The sequence below is a fragment of the Bartonella phoceensis genome (genome assembly GCF_902825145.1).
Classification (GTDB): domain Bacteria; phylum Pseudomonadota; class Alphaproteobacteria; order Rhizobiales; family Rhizobiaceae; genus Bartonella; species Bartonella phoceensis.
The window spans coordinates 1-17,667 of record NZ_CADEAD010000010.1 but is presented as its reverse complement, the minus strand read 5'-3'; the positions used below and the strand labels follow the sequence as shown (position 1 = coordinate 17,667).

At 39.4% G+C, this 17,667-nt stretch carries 15 protein-coding genes and 1 riboswitch; of the genes, 8 read left to right on the top strand and 7 right to left on the bottom strand.

The genetic code is table 11. The annotated features are described in order from the left end of the window. Positions 1-9 precede the first annotated feature (9 nt). Entirely contained in the window at positions 10-672 is a 663-nt protein-coding gene (locus tag J7R07_RS07385) for an LON peptidase substrate-binding domain-containing protein (protein ID WP_208436226.1), read from the bottom strand. Positions 673-1,131: 459 nt separating this feature from the next. Next, a riboswitch (glycine riboswitch) is annotated at positions 1,132-1,230 on the top strand. Between the two features lie 137 nt (positions 1,231-1,367). On the opposite strand from J7R07_RS07385, the gene gcvT reads away from it, so the two are divergent. The 3 genes from gcvT to gcvP are packed head-to-tail and all read left to right on the top strand — an operon-like array spanning position 1,368 to position 5,659. Continuing rightward, positions 1,368-2,483, top strand: coding sequence for a glycine cleavage system aminomethyltransferase GcvT (gcvT, locus tag J7R07_RS07380; RefSeq protein ID WP_208436225.1), 1,116 nt, complete (start codon positions 1,368-1,370; stop codon positions 2,481-2,483). Positions 2,484-2,489: 6 nt separating this feature from the next. After that, positions 2,490-2,858 (top strand): glycine cleavage system protein GcvH, encoded by a 369-nt coding sequence (gene gcvH, locus J7R07_RS07375; RefSeq protein WP_208436224.1) that lies wholly within the window; start codon positions 2,490-2,492, stop codon positions 2,856-2,858. A gap of 5 nt (positions 2,859-2,863) precedes the next feature. Further along, positions 2,864-5,659: an aminomethyl-transferring glycine dehydrogenase gene (gene gcvP, locus J7R07_RS07370; protein WP_208436244.1), complete on the top strand. Its 2,796-nt coding sequence runs from the start codon at positions 2,864-2,866 to the stop codon at positions 5,657-5,659. 153 nt (positions 5,660-5,812) lie between these two features. On the opposite strand, the gene alr is transcribed toward gcvP, so the two are convergent. Then, positions 5,813-6,931 carry an alanine racemase gene (alr, locus tag J7R07_RS07365; protein ID WP_208436223.1) on the bottom strand — a complete coding sequence of 373 codons (1,119 nt, stop codon included), beginning with the start codon at positions 6,929-6,931 and terminating at the stop codon, positions 5,813-5,815. Between the two features lie 741 nt (positions 6,932-7,672). Here alr and J7R07_RS07360 point away from each other — a divergent pair. Together J7R07_RS07360 and J7R07_RS07355 are read left to right on the top strand one after the other, a co-directional pair. After that, positions 7,673-8,506: a ferredoxin--NADP reductase gene (locus J7R07_RS07360; protein ID WP_208436222.1), complete on the top strand. Its 834-nt coding sequence runs from the start codon at positions 7,673-7,675 to the stop codon at positions 8,504-8,506. A gap of 47 nt (positions 8,507-8,553) precedes the next feature. Beyond that, the gene (locus J7R07_RS07355; protein WP_425489187.1) at positions 8,554-8,715 is read left to right on the top strand and encodes a hypothetical protein; all 162 of its coding nucleotides are present in this window, start codon (positions 8,554-8,556) and stop codon (positions 8,713-8,715) included. Positions 8,716-8,781: 66 nt separating this feature from the next. Here the strand turns inward: J7R07_RS07355 and J7R07_RS08445 are convergent, their stop codons facing one another. Beyond that, positions 8,782-8,925: a hypothetical protein gene (locus tag J7R07_RS08445; RefSeq protein ID WP_246464874.1), complete on the bottom strand. Its 144-nt coding sequence runs from the start codon at positions 8,923-8,925 to the stop codon at positions 8,782-8,784. A 235-nt stretch (positions 8,926-9,160) separates the two neighbouring features. Further along, positions 9,161-9,280, bottom strand: coding sequence for a hypothetical protein (locus tag J7R07_RS08440; protein WP_246464873.1), 120 nt, complete (start codon positions 9,278-9,280; stop codon positions 9,161-9,163). A gap of 182 nt (positions 9,281-9,462) precedes the next feature. On the opposite strand from J7R07_RS08440, the gene trhO reads away from it, so the two are divergent. The 3 genes from trhO to J7R07_RS07335 all read left to right on the top strand — a co-directional run bounded on the left by trhO (position 9,463) and on the right by J7R07_RS07335 (position 13,258). Further along, complete coding sequence (trhO, locus tag J7R07_RS07345) at positions 9,463-10,380, top strand: oxygen-dependent tRNA uridine(34) hydroxylase TrhO (protein WP_208436243.1); 918 nt, start codon at positions 9,463-9,465, stop codon at positions 10,378-10,380. A gap of 1,110 nt (positions 10,381-11,490) precedes the next feature. Continuing rightward, positions 11,491-12,624 (top strand): type III PLP-dependent enzyme, encoded by a 1,134-nt coding sequence (locus tag J7R07_RS07340; protein WP_208436221.1) that lies wholly within the window; start codon positions 11,491-11,493, stop codon positions 12,622-12,624. A 49-nt stretch (positions 12,625-12,673) separates the two neighbouring features. Beyond that, positions 12,674-13,258, top strand: coding sequence for a GNAT family N-acetyltransferase (locus J7R07_RS07335; protein ID WP_208436242.1), 585 nt, complete (start codon positions 12,674-12,676; stop codon positions 13,256-13,258). Positions 13,259-14,190: 932 nt separating this feature from the next. On the opposite strand, the gene J7R07_RS07330 is transcribed toward J7R07_RS07335, so the two are convergent. The 3 genes from J7R07_RS07330 to J7R07_RS07320 all read right to left on the bottom strand — a co-directional run bounded on the left by J7R07_RS07330 (position 14,191) and on the right by J7R07_RS07320 (position 17,430). Further along, positions 14,191-15,762: a DHA2 family efflux MFS transporter permease subunit gene (locus J7R07_RS07330; RefSeq protein ID WP_208436220.1), complete on the bottom strand. Its 1,572-nt coding sequence runs from the start codon at positions 15,760-15,762 to the stop codon at positions 14,191-14,193. Between the two features lie 24 nt (positions 15,763-15,786). Further along, a complete protein-coding gene (locus tag J7R07_RS07325; protein ID WP_208436219.1) occupies positions 15,787-16,881 on the bottom strand; it encodes an HlyD family secretion protein in 1,095 nt (364 codons plus the stop codon). Positions 16,882-17,037: 156 nt separating this feature from the next. Beyond that, on the bottom strand, positions 17,038-17,430 hold the full coding sequence (locus J7R07_RS07320) for a Fur family transcriptional regulator (protein WP_208436218.1): 393 nt from the start codon (positions 17,428-17,430) through the stop codon (positions 17,038-17,040). Between the last annotated feature and the right edge of the window lie 237 nt (positions 17,431-17,667).

The window sequence follows — 17,667 nt, the reverse complement described above, 5'->3', positions numbered from 1 at the left end:
TCATATTTATTAGTGTAAATGATAATCTGCCCCTGTTTGTTTCATGAGTGAGCGTTCTGTTAAAGCAAGAAGAGTTTGGGCACGGCTTCCAATATCTGGAGCTTCTAACAATGCTTGTTTTTCTGCCGGTGTAAAGGGAATTAGGGCTGAAAAAGCATTAACCAAGAGAGGTGTGGGTGCTTGCATAATACTGCTCCAATTATATTCCATTTCATGTATCGTAAGATATTTCTCAACAATATTAAGTAAGCTTTCTCGATGAACGTTTTCTGCCATGTCAGGCTCTTGTAAATCTTCTATGTTTGATCGAATGAGAGCGGTTCGATAGGACTTTGTGTTCATCAATTCCTGTTCTAAGGTAAAACGGCAAACACCTTGTAATATAATGAAAAGTTGACCATTTCCTGTTTCATTGTAGTTTGTAATGCGCCCTATACAACCTATTTTGTAAAGTTGTGTAGATAAGTGGTCTGTCTCAGATGAAAGGGGTTGAATGATTCCAAGTAAACGATTGGACACCATAACACTTTCAACCATTTCGAGTGCTTCTGGTTCAAAAATGTTGAGCGATAAAAAACCACCTGGTAACAAGAGTGCGCCTTCTAGAGGAAAAAGAGCAATTTGCTTTGGTAGATCGTTTTCGCAATTGTAATGAATATTGCCAGCTTTCATGAGTATTTTGTAACCTTTATTCAATGAAGTTTGGTATATAAATAACCGCAATTTATGACACCATTGAGAGATACAATTTATAGAAAAATGCAACCTCTTGTATGTTAAGTTATATTGATAAAATACCTAAAATCTTTGCCCTTAAAAGATATGAAACTCCGTAGTTAAGGTTCAACTGTGCACGAGGGATATTGCTTTGTGATTTTTTTGAGTGCGCAAAATTTTGCATTTTCTCAAATTGTATTTTTGTTTATGGCCTTTTAAATTTCCTCTCCTTGATTTCTTAGAGTATGGCCACTTATGATTATTCATAATCTTTGAAACACTCCTATTATAAGTCTTTTAAAACAGCCTATGCAAGTTTAAAAATTAGAATCTCCTCATCACTTTACTAATGACAGTGTGATAAAGATAGGATATATTGACAGGATATGCCGGAAAGAACGTTGTCGTTTCTTTCATTCTTTTGCGGGAGAGTGTAGGCTGCCAATTTTTGCACCTGCCGCCGAAGGGGAAATAGCCCATAATCTCTCAGGCTCTAAGGACCGTAAAAGGAGAAAGGCATATCTGGAAAGTCGGAAAGATCCGCGCCGAAGGTGTAAGCGAAAGATCTTTTCGCGAGTCTCTCAGGTTTGTGACAGAAGGGTGCAGAGACGTCTACATTGTGTGGGCGTTAGCATGGCTTTGGAGATCTTATGGGTACATCACAAGAATTTGAAACATCTTTAAAAACACTACCTTTAAACGAATTGCATGAAAAGGCGGGAGCAAAATTTGGTGCTTTTGCGGGTTGGCAAATGCCTTTGACTTATCCTCTTGGCGTTTTGAAAGAGCATCTGCATACGCGTGCGCATGCAGGCCTTTTTGATATTTCTCATATGAAATTGATTGTTGTTGAGGGGTCACAAGCAATAGAATTTTTATCCTATGCTCTCCCCATTGATGCTGCATTGTTAAAGATTGGTCACTCACGGTATAATTATTTGCTTAATGAACAGGCTGGCATTCTTGATGACCTTATCATTACCCGTTTGGCAGAATACCGTTTTATGCTGGTGGCTAATGCCGGGAATGCACAAGCTGATTTTATAGAATTGGAAAAACGTGCTGTTGATTTTAAATGTCAAGTAATTGCTCTTGAAAGGGTCTTGCTTGCTCTTCAAGGTCCTGAAGCAGCAGCTGTTCTTGCTGATGCGGATTTACCAGGGAATGAACTGTTGTTTATGCAGGGATTCGAACCACAAAAAGATTGGTTTATAACGCGTTCTGGGTATACGGGAGAGGACGGTTTTGAAATTGCTGTCCCTATAGGGCATGCACAGGCTTTGGCTGAGAAATTGCTGAGTGATTCTCGTCTTGAGTGGGTTGGGCTTGCCGCACGCGATAGCTTGCGGTTGGAAGCAGGGTTGTGTTTGCATGGAAATGATATTACTCCTGAGACGACGCCTATTGATGCGGCTCTAACATGGGCTGTTCCTAAAAGTGTGCGAGAAAAAGCAAAATTTTACGGTGCAGAAGCTTTTCTTGAAGCGCTGCAAAAAGGGCCTACGCGTTGTCGTGTTGGGTTGAAACCACAAACACGCCAACCGATTCGTGCTGGTGCGGCGCTTTTCGATGATCAGGGTAATGAGATTGGTGTGGTAACATCAGGTGGTTTTGGTCCTTCTTTTAATGGTCCTGTTGCCATGGGTTATGTTCCTGTCGATTGTAAAGCTGAAGGGACGGAGGTCTTTACAGAACTGCGAGGTAAAAAGATTGTACTCTCAGTTCATTCACTGCCCTTTGTTGAACAACGTTATTTTAAAGGATAATTTTTTATGTCTAAAACTTATTTTACACAAGACCACGAATGGCTTAGCGTTGAAGGACAAGTTGTGACTGTTGGGGTTACACATTATGCGCAAGAGCAATTAGGGGATTTGGTTTTTGTTGATTTACCACAAAGTGGAACAAAACTTTCTAAGGGAGAGGCGGCAGCCGTCGTGGAATCGGTGAAAGCGGCTTCAGATGTTTATTCTCCTCTTGATGGTGAAGTCGTCGAAATCAATGAAGCACTGGTTGATAATCCTGAACTGGTAAACCAGAAAGCCGAAAAAGAGGGTTGGTTGTGGAAAATGACATTGCAGGATGAAACGCAACTTGAAGGTTTGCTGGATAAATCTGCTTATAAAGCACTGATTGGATGAGTGTTATGCAGGAACGATATTTTTTTTCTCGCCATATTGGGCTTCGTCCTGATGAAACACAAAAAATGCTGGATATTTTAGAGCTTGATTGTGTTGATACGCTTATTTCTCAAGCTGTTCCGCACTCTATCCATTTAGAGCACTCACTTAAGCTACCAAAGGCAGCAAGTGAGAACCAAGCCTTGGAAGAACTCTCCAAGATAATGGGGAAAAACCAGCTGCACAAAAGTTTCATTGGGCAGGGTTACCATGGAACCTATGTGCCTCCTGTTATTTTACGGAATCTTTTTGAAAATCCAGCCTGGTATACTGCCTATACACCTTATCAGGCAGAAATTAGCCAAGGTCGTTTGGAGCTTTTATTTTATTTTCAGACATTGATTAGTGAACTCACTGGTTTGCCTGTTGCAGCTGCTTCATTGCTTGATGAAGCAACCGCTTTAGCTGAAGCCAATGCAGTCGCTGTGCGCTTTGCTCGTGAGAAAAAAACAAAGATTTCTCTTCAGAGTATTTTGCATCCTCAGGTCTTGAGTGTTGCGCAAACGCGTGCTGAAACACAAGGTATTCAAATAAGAAACAATGGTGAAATTTGTTCTGATACAGCGGCGATCGTTTTGTCTTGGCCCGATACAAAAGGTTCTTTTAACGATTATGGTGAAGTGATTAGAGAAGCAAAAGCAAAAGGAGCGTTGGTAATCGTCGTGGCTGACCCTTTAGCGCTTACTCTTATGGAAGCACCAGCAAAATGGGGCGCTGATATTGTTGTTGGTTCTATGCAACGTTATGGAGTTCCAATGGGATTTGGTGGTCCGCATGCTGGTTATCTTGCAGTTAGTGATGCGCTCACACGTCTTATTCCAGGGCGTATTGTTGGTCAATCGGTGGATACAAAAGGGCGTGTGGGTTTTCGTTTAGCATTGCAAACACGGGAACAACATATTCGGCGCGATAAAGCGACGTCGAATATTTGTACAGCACAGGCTTTGTTAGCAAATATAGCAACCGCTTATGCTGTTTGGCATGGGCCGCAAGGCTTACAGGAAATTGCGCGGCGGATTCATCATTTAACATGTCGTTTTGTTGCTGGTTTAGAGGCTGCTGGCGTTTCTTGTGAAGGGGAAAGCTTTTTTGATTGTATCAGCATTGTTGTGAAGGGAAAGGCACGGGAAATTGCACGCCAAGCCAAAGCGGGTGGGCGCCTTCTTCGTGTTCTCAATGATGATAGGGTGGTAATCAATTTTGATGAATTGTCAACAGAAGAGGATGCTTGTGCTTTAGCAAAGCTTTTTGGTGCACAATTAGTAGATCAGGTTTCTCCAAGACTTATGGGAAAAGAGCGGGATGCTGCTTTCCTTTCTCAACCCTTTTTTCATGCGATTCATTCAGAAACAGATATGATGCGCTTTTTGCGTCGTTTGTCAGACAAAGATTTGGCATTAGATCGGGTAATGATTCCGCTTGGTTCTTGTACAATGAAGCTTAATGCAGCGGCTGAGTTGATGCCCGTGAGTTGGCCTACGGTCGCCAATATGCATCCCTTCGCGCCTCAAGAGGATGTGGTGGGGTATTTAGAAATGATTCGTCAACTCAATGCGTGGTTGTGTGAAATCACGGGGTTTGCGCAAGTTTCTTTTCAACCCAACTCTGGTGCTCAAGGTGAATATGCGGGGCTTTTGGCAATCCGCCGATATCACCAGTCGCGGGGAGAACATCAACGCACGCTTTGTCTTATTCCTGCATCTGCACATGGTACCAATCCAGCTTCCGCTCATATGGCGGGTATGGAGGTCATTGTGGTGAAATGCTTGAGTGATGGCGATGTGGATGTTGATGATCTCAAAATGAAAGCACAATTGCATAAAGATCGCTTAGCAGCTCTCATGATTACCTATCCTTCAACACATGGTGTTTATGAGGAAAGTATTAAGGATATTTGCTCTCTTATTCATGAAAATGGCGGACAAGTTTATTTTGATGGTGCTAATCTGAATGCGCTTGTTGGGCTTGCACGTCCGGCAGATATTGGGGCAGATGTTTGTCATATGAACTTGCATAAAACATTTGCTATCCCCCATGGTGGTGGTGGTCCTGGTGTGGGGCCGATTGGAGTGGCAGAGCATCTCAAGCCATTTTTGCCAGGGCATGAACAAGATGGGACAGCGTATGCCGTTTCAGCAGCTCCTTATGGAAGTGCCTCTATTCTCGTTATTACCTGGATGTATATTCGGATGATGGGTGCGGATGGTTTAAAATATGCAACACAAACAGCAATTTTGAATGCTAATTATATTGCTGCACGTCTTTCATCTGCTTATTCCATTCTTTATCGAGGCAAGCATGGACGTGTCGCTCACGAATGTATTGTGGATACGCGTGTGTTGAAAGAGCAGTATGGGGTGAGTGTTGATGATATTGCAAAACGTCTCATTGATTATGGATTCCATGCGCCCACGATGTCTTTTCCTGTTCCTGGAACTTTGATGATTGAGCCAACGGAATCAGAACCAAAAGCAGAGATTGATCGACTTTGTGATGCATTACTCTCTATTGCTGAAGAAGCGAAGAAAGTTGGGAACGGGATTTGGCCAAAAGACAATAATCCATTGGTGAATGCCCCTCATACAGTAGCGGATACTTTAGATGATGCTTGGGCACGACCCTATTCGCGACAAGAAGCTGCCTTTCCTAACAGCTCCCTTGATCCAGTCAATAAATATTGGCCTCCTGTATCACGTATTGATAATGTTGCGGGAGACAGAACACTCATTTGCTCGTGTCCGCCATTGGGAAATAGCGATTAAATTTATTTGTTTACATTGGTAAAAAAACCCACACATTTCGTGTGGGTTTTTTGTTATCCGTATATATGTATGTATTGGATTATATTGGTTTTTCTCGTGATAACCTTAAAATAAAATAATGATTTTAAATCATCTTGTCTTTTTTAGAGCGTTTTAAATATAAATGCGTTTATGGTGGTTCCCTAGAGAAGTCAGAATTTCATACGGGATGGTGTTGGCATCTAGAGAGACTTGTTCAAGTGTTTGATGGGTTCCAATGAGTTCTACCCAATCACCTCTTTGCGGTTTTTTATCAAGATCGGTAGCGTCAACTATGATAGAATCCATAGAAATGCATCCAACAATAGGAAGTTTGTGCCTATTGAAATAAACGGCACCTTTATTTGAAAGAATGCGTGGCCAACCATTTGCATAGCCGATAGAAATGGTTGCAAGAATGCTTGGTCTGCGGGTAATGAAACTTTCCCCATAACCAACGGGTATTCCTGTATCAATAAAGCGGCTTTGAAGGACTTGTGCTTCAAGTTTTAAAACAGGTTTCATATATGCTGGATGTTTTCCATGAAGATTAATGCCGTAAAGTGCAATGCCTGGCCGAACAAGATCAAAATAAAAATTTGAACCAAGTAAAATGCCTCCAGAATTGGCAAAGGAGACTTTGCAGGTAGGCAACTGCGCAAGTATAGCTTTAAAAGCAGCTAATTGTGTATCATTGGATGGATGATTGGCTTCATCTCCATTTGCAAGATGACTGAGAATATATTTTATTTCCGCTTTTTCAAAAATTGTAGGTTGTTTAATGAGTTTTTGTAACTCTTTTTTATCAAGTCCTAATCGGTTCATACCGGTATCAATTTGAACAATTGCGGGAAATTTTTTATTCTTCCTTTGACAAAGTTTTTGCCAGTCTTCGATAGTATTCCAAGAGTTTAGAACAGGGACAATACCTGATTGTGCTACAAATTCTTCTGCTGTATGTGGAAGTCCATTGAGAAGAGCAATCATGATATTTTCTGGTAAAATGGCTTTTAATTGGAGCGCTTCTTCGATTTGGGCGACAAAAAAAGTGCGACAACCTGCCTGATAAAGAGCAGGAGCAATTTTATGTGCACCCAACCCATAGGCATTGGCTTTTACAACTGCTGAACATTCTGTTGGAGCGACACATTTGGCTAAGGTTATATAATTTGCAACAATAGCACGCACATCGATGGTTGCCACAGCTGTAGCAGGAAATAATGCGTGTTCTTCATCATTAACGGATTTGTTCATTTTAAATATTCTCTTAAGTCAATGAGACACGGAGTTTCCCCTTTGGTGCTTTCATACGGTTGGAAAGGATCTGTATTCTGTTTGTTTTTTGAAAATTACGCGCTATTCATACTAGATTATGGGCCATGAAAGCAATCTCTTGAGATAAAATACTTATCTTGGCGACAAGAGACATTCTTGTTTTATCGGTGCATTTATGAACATTTATGAATATGTGACGCTCTGATAAATGGGGAAGGATAACATTTTGTTTTTTATGTGTTTTCCTTGATTGAAGCATATTTAAAAAATAAAGACTCATTGCAGTATTCTATCGCTTTTCATAGTGAAATCAGAAAAGGCTTTAGAATCAATAGTCAATGAAAGTTTTTTTTGAGGAAGCACAATCTTGATCTCGGTAATAGGTTAAGAGCAAAGATGGTAGTCAATCAAAGAGTCTTTTAAAGGACTGTAGAGTGGTTATAGGTTCATCATTAGAAAATTAATGTCTTGGAGATTTTATGAGAAGTCGTGAGATTACCGTTAAAGAAAGAGGTTTTATCTCTCTTGAGTTTTTTAACGTGAAAGGCGTTGTATTTTTTTATATGGTATGATTCTATTCTCGTTTTTCTCTTTCAATTAATTTTGATACAAAAGTGTTGATGTTGTGGTTTTTGTTTTAAGAAAATATTGGCAGATGGTGCAGCAGGTATTATATCACTTTAAAGATTTGGTCTTTATGAAGGTATGGGAAAGAATTTTATGAATACGTCTGCTACCAATGTTCAGTCAAACATCAGCAGCGTTGCATCATCAGACTTTCCGATTCCTGGAAATGTGTTTGCGCTTACTGTTCAGGAGGTTTGTCATTATACAGACCGTTTGTTTAAATTTCGTCTGAACCGTCCGGAAAGTTTTCGTTTTCGTTCGGGTGAATTTGTTATGATTGGTTTGCCAAATGCAAAAAAAACAATCTATCGCGCTTATTCGATTGCAAGTCCATTTTGGGATGAACAGCTTGAGTTTTTTTCAATTAAAGTTCCAGGGGGACCATTAACCGAACATCTCCAAAAAATTAAAATTGGTGATACGGTTCTCATGCGTAAAAAATCTACAGGAACATTGGTTCTTGATGCTCTTATTCCTGGAAAGCGTCTTTATCTCCTTTCAACAGGAACGGGGATTGCTCCCTTTGCGAGTCTTGTTCGTGATCCTGAAACCTATGAAAAATTTTCAGAAGTGGTCCTTGTTCAAACAACCCGTGAGAAAAATGAGCTTGCTTATGCAAAAGATCTTGTTACCTCTTTACAAGAAGATCCGCTGATTGGTGAGTATGCACAACAGTTGAAATTTTATCCTATGACCACTCGCGAACCTTCTGAGCATATGGGACGCATTACGACTGTTATGCAAAGCGGTGCCTTCTTTGAAACAACGGGTTTACCAAAAATTTCTTCTGATGAAGATCGCGTGATGATTTGTGGCTCCATAGCAATGCTTAAAGATTGTGCAAGGATGTGCGAATCCTTCGGTCTTGTTGAAGGTGCTAACAATGCACCTGCTACATATGTTGTTGAGCGTGCCTTTGTCGAATAAGAGAGATTTGTGCTTTTATTTGTCTGGCAAGAAGTCTTTTTTAAAAGGTGCGTTTATCTAAAATTTCTTCTGATGAAGATCGCGTGATGGTTTGTGGCTCCATAGCAATGCTTAAAGAGTGTGCAAGGATATGCGAACCCTTTGGTCTTGTTGAAGGTGCTCATAATGCACCTGCACCGTATGTTGTTGAGCATGCTTTTTTCAAATGAAAGGAGAGTTGTGTTGCTGCATGTGCTAATGCGATGATCGCATCCCAATCGCCTGCTTGTAATAAATTATTTGGGAGCTATCCAAGAACCGCCAACGTAAAAGATGCTAAGAAAGATGGAGCCATTGCATACATTATTTTGTGTAATGCCTCCTGTAGGACAAAACTGAATTTCAGAGAAGGGGGATACTAAGGCTTTGAGGAAAGCAATACCTCCCGCTGCTTCAGAAGGAAAAAGTTAAGATATGAATAACCTTTGTCCCATACTTCTATGAGTTCACTTGGTATCATTACGCCAGGGAGAAGGAGTATTCTACTGTTCTTTGCACAATCAATTTGTTGGATAATCCAGGGCTTACGATAAATTTTGCTCCTGCGCATTCAGCTTATTCATAGTGTATAGTGCTAAAAATAGTTTACGCTCCCACAATTGTTTCAGGCACTTCTTATGTAATTGCTTTCATTGCATTGTATGTATTTGCTGTTCGCAATGTGATTGCAATTGTTTTCAGTCCGCCTTTGACAAAAGCGTGTGCTAAAAATACTGCGTTTTGTAGGTCGTTAATACGTAAAACAGGTATGACGGTTTGTTCCTGGAGAAGTGATAGAAGTTACTTTCTTTTTTTGGCACATAATGTTTTTTCTCTAGAAGATGATATTTATTCCTATAGTTTGATTATACACAATCTGTTAAAGAGTAGATGAATAAATCTTGAAATTGAATGAAACGCGCGTTATGCCAGAGCTTATGGAAAAGAATTTTAAAGTTGCCGCACTTTATTGCTTCACTGATTTGGAGCATTATCGTCAATTACAAAAGCCTTTGCAGGATTTATGCCAAGCAAAGGACATCAAAGGAACCCTGCTTTTAGCGCAAGAGGGTATTAATGGGACTGTTGCGGGATCTTGCGCTGCAATTGAGTCATTAGTGGATTTTATTACCGCTGAACCAGCGTTTCAAACGCCGGAGATTAAATATTCATGGGCGTTGAAAATGCCTTTTCACCGTATGAAAGTGCGGTTGAAAAAAGAGATTGTAACAATGGGGGTTGAAGGGATCAATCCGTTAAAGGTGGTTGGGAATTATGTGGAACCTGAAGATTGGAATGCTCTTATTCAAGATGAAGAGACAGTTCTTATTGATACACGTAATGATTATGAATATGCGATTGGGAGTTTTCAAGGAGCGATTGATCCACGTATTAAAACGTTTCGTGAATTCCCTGCATGGGTGCTCAAACATGAAGCTGATTTAAAAAAGAAAAAGAAAATTGCTATGTTTTGTACAGGCGGTATTCGATGTGAAAAATCAACGGCTTATGTTCGTGAACTTGGTTATGAGCAAGTTTACCATTTAAAGGGTGGGATTTTGAAATATTTAGAAACTGTTCCAAAAGAAGAAAGTTTATGGTGGGGTGAGTGCTTTGTTTTCGATGAACGTGTTTCCGTTAAGCATGGTCTTGAAGAATGTGGACGGGAACTTTGTCGTGCATGTCGTTCTCCTCTTAATGCTGAGAGCAAATTATCACCGCATTATGAAGAAGGTGTTTCGTGTGATGCTTGCTATGATACGCGCAGTGACGCTGATAGACAGCGTTTTCGTGAACGCCATAAGCAATTCCAATTAGCGAAATCGCGTACCATTAATTCCCATCAAGAGTCTTAAAGAGATTATATTGTGGGGCTTAAAACTTGATTTTTTCTTGTTAAGAGAGAAAAGCTCTCACTGTTTTTTGAGAAATGTTTTAACAGGCAGAACATTGCTTGGTCTTTTGTTTGCTACGCAAAGTTAGCTTATTGATTTATAAAGATTAGATTATTTTACCTATTTTACATCAGGAATCTGTGCTCTTATAATACTTGGTTTACTTCAACATTTGTAATTTTGAATCAGTAAAATGATTTAATAATAATCTCATGGAGAAAATAAGCATAGAGAGAGGCGCGTGGCTTAAAAACCAGTTTAGAATGGATGAAATGTGTACTTAATAAACCTTTTTAAATGCAAGAAAAGACGCAATATTGGGAGAGATGAATATAACAATAGGACTGGCTTATAATTTATAAATATAAAGGTGATGATGTCTCGATTTACATTATACTTTCTAGATGTAATTTGGAAATAGGATGAGAAAGTTCAAAGCAAGAAATTCTTTAGAGGAAAAGTGTTCATGAAGAGTACAAGACTGTAGGGTTTTGTGAGGTTGCAATCTCTTCAAAGAAGATAAGTTCCCTTATTTCGTTGAGGGGGATTGTTGCTTTTTTGCATCATCTTGTTTTTAAAAATTAAAAAATATTTAAAATAAAAAAAATGATTGAAATGCGTCATGATTCATTTTATATGAACTCTTGCCCAAAGTCGCACGTGCCTGTGGGTGTCCGCTGGTTCTCAAATGGTGAGATTAACCGGTACGGTACCTGGAACTAACCGCTCCAGTCATTCTTACGGCCAACCGGAAGAGTGAGGACATCTTGAAGCAACGACGGTGCGGGCCTTTCTGGTGTCTTCCAGCTGTCCAAATGCTGGGATAACTAAAGAGGCACACCTCATTGCCTTCAGTGCGGAAGTGGTTTTCTCAACTCCAATCAAAAAGGCAGATAAAATAAGATAACGCAGTTTCTGCGCTGTTTCTTTGTTGTACACAATATTGGTTTCTTCTTGATTATTAAAGTAATCGGAGTGCTGATAGTGGCTGTATGTTTTATCTTTTAGCTATTGGCGGCTCTGTGCTGTCCAGGCATAGAGCGGGGATTTTGTTCCCTAGGAGATTGGTAGATGACGACGCAACGTATCCGCGATTTTCTTGCAACACATCGTTCCGAAGGTCCATGCTTAATTGTTGATCTTGATGTTGTTCGCGAAAATTATTTAAATTTTGAAAAAGCTCTTCCACAGTCTCGTATTTTTTATGCAATAAAGGCAAATCCAGCGCCTGAGATTTTGCGCTTGCTTGTTTCTTTAGGTTCGTCTTTTGATGCGGCTTCTGTTGCAGAAATCGAAATGGCTTTAAAAGCAGGGGCAACGTCTGAGCGTATTTCTTTTGGCAATACGATTAAAAAAGAGCGTGATATTGCACATGCATACGCACTTGGTATTTCGCTTTATGCGGTTGATAGTGTTGAAGAAGTTGAAAAAATTGCGCGTGCTGCGCCAGGGGCTCGCATCTTTTGCCGCGTTCTTACCGATGGAAAAGGTGCAGAGTGGCCTTTGTCACGTAAGTTTGGTTGTGTTCCTGCTATGGCAGTTGATGTGCTACGTCGGGCACATCAATTAGGTTTACAGGCCCATGGGGTTTCTTTTCATGTCGGATCTCAGCAAACGGATCTTAGCGCATGGGATCGCGCTTTATCGGATGCTGCTACAGTTTTTAAGTGTTTGGAGCAGGAGGGAATTTCGTTGAAACTGGTGAATATGGGAGGCGGTTTTCCAGCGCGTTATTTAAAAGATGTTCCTACAGAACAAGCTTATGGTACAGCTGTTTTTGATTCATTAAAAAAATATTTTGGCAATCGTATTCCGGAAACGATCATTGAACCAGGGCGTGGGATGGTTGGTAATGCTGGTGTTATTCGCACAGAAGTTATTCTTATATCTAAAAAAGCAGACAACGATAATGTCCGATGGGTTTATCTCGATGTTGGAAAATTTAATGGTCTTGCCGAGACTATGGATGAAGCAATTCGCTACCCTATTGAAACACCTCATGATGATAAGGCAATGGAACCTTGCATTCTAGCGGGTCCAACATGTGATTCAGCGGATGTTCTCTATGAAAAGACACCTTATCTACTCCCTTTATCTCTTACGGTAGGAGATGAATTGTTGATTCATGGGACTGGTGCTTACACGGCAACTTACGCGTCTGTTGCCTTTAATGGTTTTGAGCCTTTACGATCCTATGTGATTTAAGTCTTTCTTTCTGATGACAAGGGCTATAGCGGTGGGGCGTGTGACAAAGATGAATATGATTAGCTTTCAAACAAAAAATGGGGCAGTGTTTACACTTGCATGTGAGCAAGACGCCGATGAGCCATATCGGGAACGCTTACTTGATTTAGCTTTGGGAAAGGGGCGTAAGCGTAAGTCTTCAGAAGTTTTACGCCGTGGTCGATTGGCGGCGTGTGGATTGTCCTTTGTGGTCAAAAATACACTTGGAGAGCTTGTGGGTAGTGTACGTCTTTGGCATGTTCAGTTTAGCAAAGGGCAAACTGGCTCACAGCATGCTTTGCTTTTAGGTCCTCTGGCTGTTTCAGAAGACTATTCCCGTATGGGAATAGGATCCGTTCTTATGAATCATGCAATTGAAACGGCAAAAAAGATGAGGTATGGCGCTATTTTACTTGTAGGTGATTGCGCGTTTTATCAGCGTTTTGGTTTTTCAAGCAGCCTAACAAAAAATTTGGCAATGCCCGGTCCTTATGAAAAACACCGTTTTCAAGCGTTGGAATTAATACCGGGATATCTTTCCGCATGTCATGGAACTCTGATTCCTAGTGGAGAACGAGAAGATCTGAGTCGTGTTCTACATCATAAAGTGGCTTAAGAGACTTCTTTATTTTTAGTAGTTTGGTATTGGGGGTGGGGCATTTTTATGGGTACAGAGTATTTTTATGAGATAAAAATCTTTAGGATAGCTTTATTGCACAGGAAGCTTTTTCCTTTATTTGCCTTTTTCTTTCTTGGGCATTTCAATTAATTTATTGAGGATAATCGGTGTTTACACTGTTTTAGATATATTTGGAAAATATCTTCTATTGCTATTAAATGGGAAAATATGAACTTTTAATATTTGGGCAGTTCTGTGAATTCCATATTGGTAATATGAGGTGCTGTCTACTGCGCTTAACAGTTTTGAAAACAGCCATGATAGGAAAGGATATAAATGCTAAGCGATCACGTAAATCAATTTTATTGTTATATTTAAAAAGATAAGCACTTTGGGAATTTATTGACGGCTTGAACTCGTTTTGAAAGAGCCACAATTAAAAAGAGAGACTCTTGATTGCGTAACCAAAGTTTTGGATATCAACGTTTTTGCAGTTGAATAAAATAATAAATTTATAAAATTACTTATTCAAGAACAGTTTTTGGTTGAAAAAAATGCTGTTGTAATGTCCTTTATGGTAGACGTAAATTTAATTTTTTTCTTGTCATGGGAGGGGAAAGCAAGAAAATTCTGAGAAAAATGATTATTTTATCTTTACAATATAAAAATTTTAAAGCGCTTTAAATAAGATAAAGCTTTCTTTATTTCGTTCTAAAACTGTCCAATTCTTTATGAGGGAGCTATTCTTAAAGATATAAAAACATGCCATTCTTAAAGGTAACAGAGACTTGGCACTTAAAAATTGGTCAGGAAAAGACTATTCAGCATAAAGTATAACAGCATCAATATTATATATCCGTGAAAGATAAAGTAAGAATGAAGAGGAGCTGTTGATGAAAGAGTATTTCTCGATTTTCATAATACTCAGCTTAATGACCTGAAGGGGGATCAGTGAGGGGTGTTATTTTTTTGAGAAAAACAGTCATAAATGCCAAAATACCAAAGAGGATGGTTATGATAAAGAAAATATCACTAAAAGCCATAGTCATTGCTTGTATGCGTGCCATACCAGATAATTGAGAAAGAGCAAGAGTATATGAATCAAAGGTTTCTGTCTTGAAAAATAAAGTAAACTTCGAGAGCATTTCAGTTGCTTGTCTGTTTGCGTGGTTCAGTGTTTCGGCTATTCGTTCATAATGGAAGTCTGTGCGTTTTGTCATGAGAGTGCTGATAATAGCAAGTCCTACAGCGCCCCCTAGATTCCGTGTGAGATTAAAGAGTCCAGAGGCATTTTGCATGCGTTCTGGCGGAAGTGTTCCTAAGGCAATGTTATTAACAGGAACCATACATAACATTATGGAAGAACCACGGAAAACTTGTGGCCAAAAGAGTTGCCAAAAATCCCAGTTGTCTGTGATAGAACTCGCCATCCAAGTTCCTATTGCAAAGCCTAAAAGTCCTATCGCCATCATCAAACGTGCATCTATTCGTGCAGAAAGATATCCGGCAAGAGGTGCCGTTAATAACATGACAAACCCTGAAAGAAACAATGTTTCTCCAATCGTGAGAGCATCATAATGGCGGATTTGGCTCAAATAGACAGGATAAAGATATGTGAGTCCATAAAGACCTATTCCCAAAGAAAAGGAAAAAATGGATGCAGCAGAAAAATTAAAACTAGAAAAAGTCGTAAGATCCACAATAGGCTCTTTTGCCGTAAATGTGCGCCAGAAGAAGAGAGCGGCAGACAAGATCATGATAATGAATAAGTTCCGAATCAGCCGATCATTTAGCCAATCATGACGTGCACCCTCTTCTAGAACATACTCTAAAGTTCCTAGAAAAACAGCCATGGAAATGAGTCCTAACCAGTCAAATTTAGCCATGAGAGATGGATTTGCTTTATCAAAATCAATCAATTTCCAAGCGAGAATTGAAATAATAATCCCAAAAGGCACGTTGATGAGAAAAAGCCAGTGCCATGATAAGATATGACAGAGATAACCTCCGACTGTTGGACCAATAGTGGGGGCTAGCGTTGCGACTAGTCCAACGATAGGGACAACAATTGGGCGCTTGGAAGGAGGAAAAAGTATATAAGAGGCGGAAAAAACATTAGGGATAATCCCTCCACCAATAAAACCTTGCAATGCACGGTAGATAATCATCTCTCCAATAGATGTTGCTGTTGCACAAAGAACAGAAGTAGTTGTAAAACCGATCGCTGATATGGTGAAGAAAACACGTGTTGAAAGCAATCTTCCTAGGAATCCAGAAAGGGGTAACATGATAACTTCAGCGATGAGATAGGAGGTTTGAACCCACGAAATTTCTTCAGAGCTTGCAGCAAGACCAGCTTGAACTTCGGCTAAAGAGGAGGCAACGATTTGTATATCCAAAATCGCCATGAACATGCCAAAGGCCATAACTATGAAAACCACAATGTTACGAATTTCTATGCGCTCTTGAGTCTGTATGGGCTTTGGTATTGAAGATGTCATAACAATGAGGTCATTTGCTTGTTATTATAAGAGATTTTTATCTTGTGGTTTTGTACGTGTATCAACTTCTACTGAAACACTCATTCCTGCTCGGATATGTCCGGTCTTTAAGATTTCTTCTGGAATAGAAATACGTACGGGAATACGTTGAACAATCTTTGTAAAGTTACCGGTAGTGTTTTGTGGAGGAAGAAGAGAAAAAACAGCGCCTGTTGCAGGTGAAATAGAAAGTACTGTTCCTGTAAAGGTCTCCTTTTTGAAAGCATCAATGGTAATATAAGCTTTTTGCCCTGCGTGAATATTTTGCAACTGTGTTTCTTTATAGTTTGCTTCGATATAAAGTGCATGTATAGGGACCAATGCTGCAAGATGTTGGCCATTCACAACAAAATCCCCTGTCTTTGCTGTTAAGTTTCCAATAATTCCATCAAATGGAGCCCGTATGATGGTTGAATCCAGATCACGTTGTGCTTTTTCACGCGAAAGTTCTAAACTCTTTGTTTGACTTTCTGTTTCACTTCGTTGCGCTTCTAATACTTGTATATTTGCACGTGCTGCAGCTATTTGTGCATCCGCACGATTAACATTAGCAATGGCTTGTTCATATGCTGATTTGGCATCATCAACATTAGATTGGGGAGCATAACGATTCGCTTTGAGTTCTGTGATGCGTTTTAAGGTTGATTGTGCATTGGTTGCTATGGCTGAGGCGGCAGCTTTTTGTGCTATCGAATCATCCAAAGCACTGTGTGCAGCGGTAATTTGTGCATCAATACGTAGAAGAGATTTTTGTTGTGTATTAAGGTGCGCTTTTGTTTGTTCCAAGGCTATTTGATAATCGCCACTGTCTAAACAGAATAAGATATCATCTTTTTTTACGGTTTGGTTGGCTTTAATAGCAATTTTCTTGATGTATCCATTTAATTTAGGGGCAATAGCCGCTATATCTCCTTGTACATAGGCATCATCAGTGGTGAGCATATAACGCCAATACGTTAACCATTGATAGCTAAACCAAAGCACACAAAGCGCAAGAAGGATAAGAAAAGCATTAATGATTTTCTTTTGTTTTGTTCTATCGGAATGTCTGGTTGAAACACTTGTTTCAGATATAGACATGATTTTATACTTTCAATTTTATATTCCAATGAATAAAATAAGCTCATCGCTGTAAGAAAAGAATGATATGTATGTAAGAACAATAAGAGCTTTGCAAGCAACGAGACAATTCTCAAAACATAATGCTAAATATACAAACTTGCAAGTATTGAGATATTACTCTATCGCACATTTTTTACAAATACCTCGTATTTCTAAAGTGCTTCTGTGTGCTTGAAAATCAACAGCTTGAACCATTTGTTTAAGATTAGAAACAATCGTTTGATTTTGTATTTCGTTTACCTTGCCACAATTTTCGCAAATAATAAAAGTCGTAAGTTCATGTTGACAATTTTCAGGGTGTAAACAGATCACAAAAGCATTTACACTTTCAAGACGATGAATACACTTTAATTGTACAAGTTTTTCCAAGGCGCGATAAACTTGGAGAGGTGCACGAAATCCTTCTTCGCGTAAATGATCAAGAATCGCATAGGCACTTAAAGGTCCTTTTGCATTCTTTAAAGTGTTCAGAACCAATGTCTGATTACGCGTCAGTTTCAATGACATTAACACCTTCCTTTTGCTCGATAAAACAGCATAAAATGTACAAGATATTTGTGCAATGGTGAATTATATACATCTTTGTTATGAAGTTTTTATGGACTCTCAAATATTTTACCTTTTAAAGAACTACTTAGTTTTATGGTAATCTATTTATTATTTATTTTTATTTTTTTTAAAAATGATATTGACTCTTTGGTTGAAAGAGTTCTATATAACGCGAAGTGACGAGGGCAGTTTCTG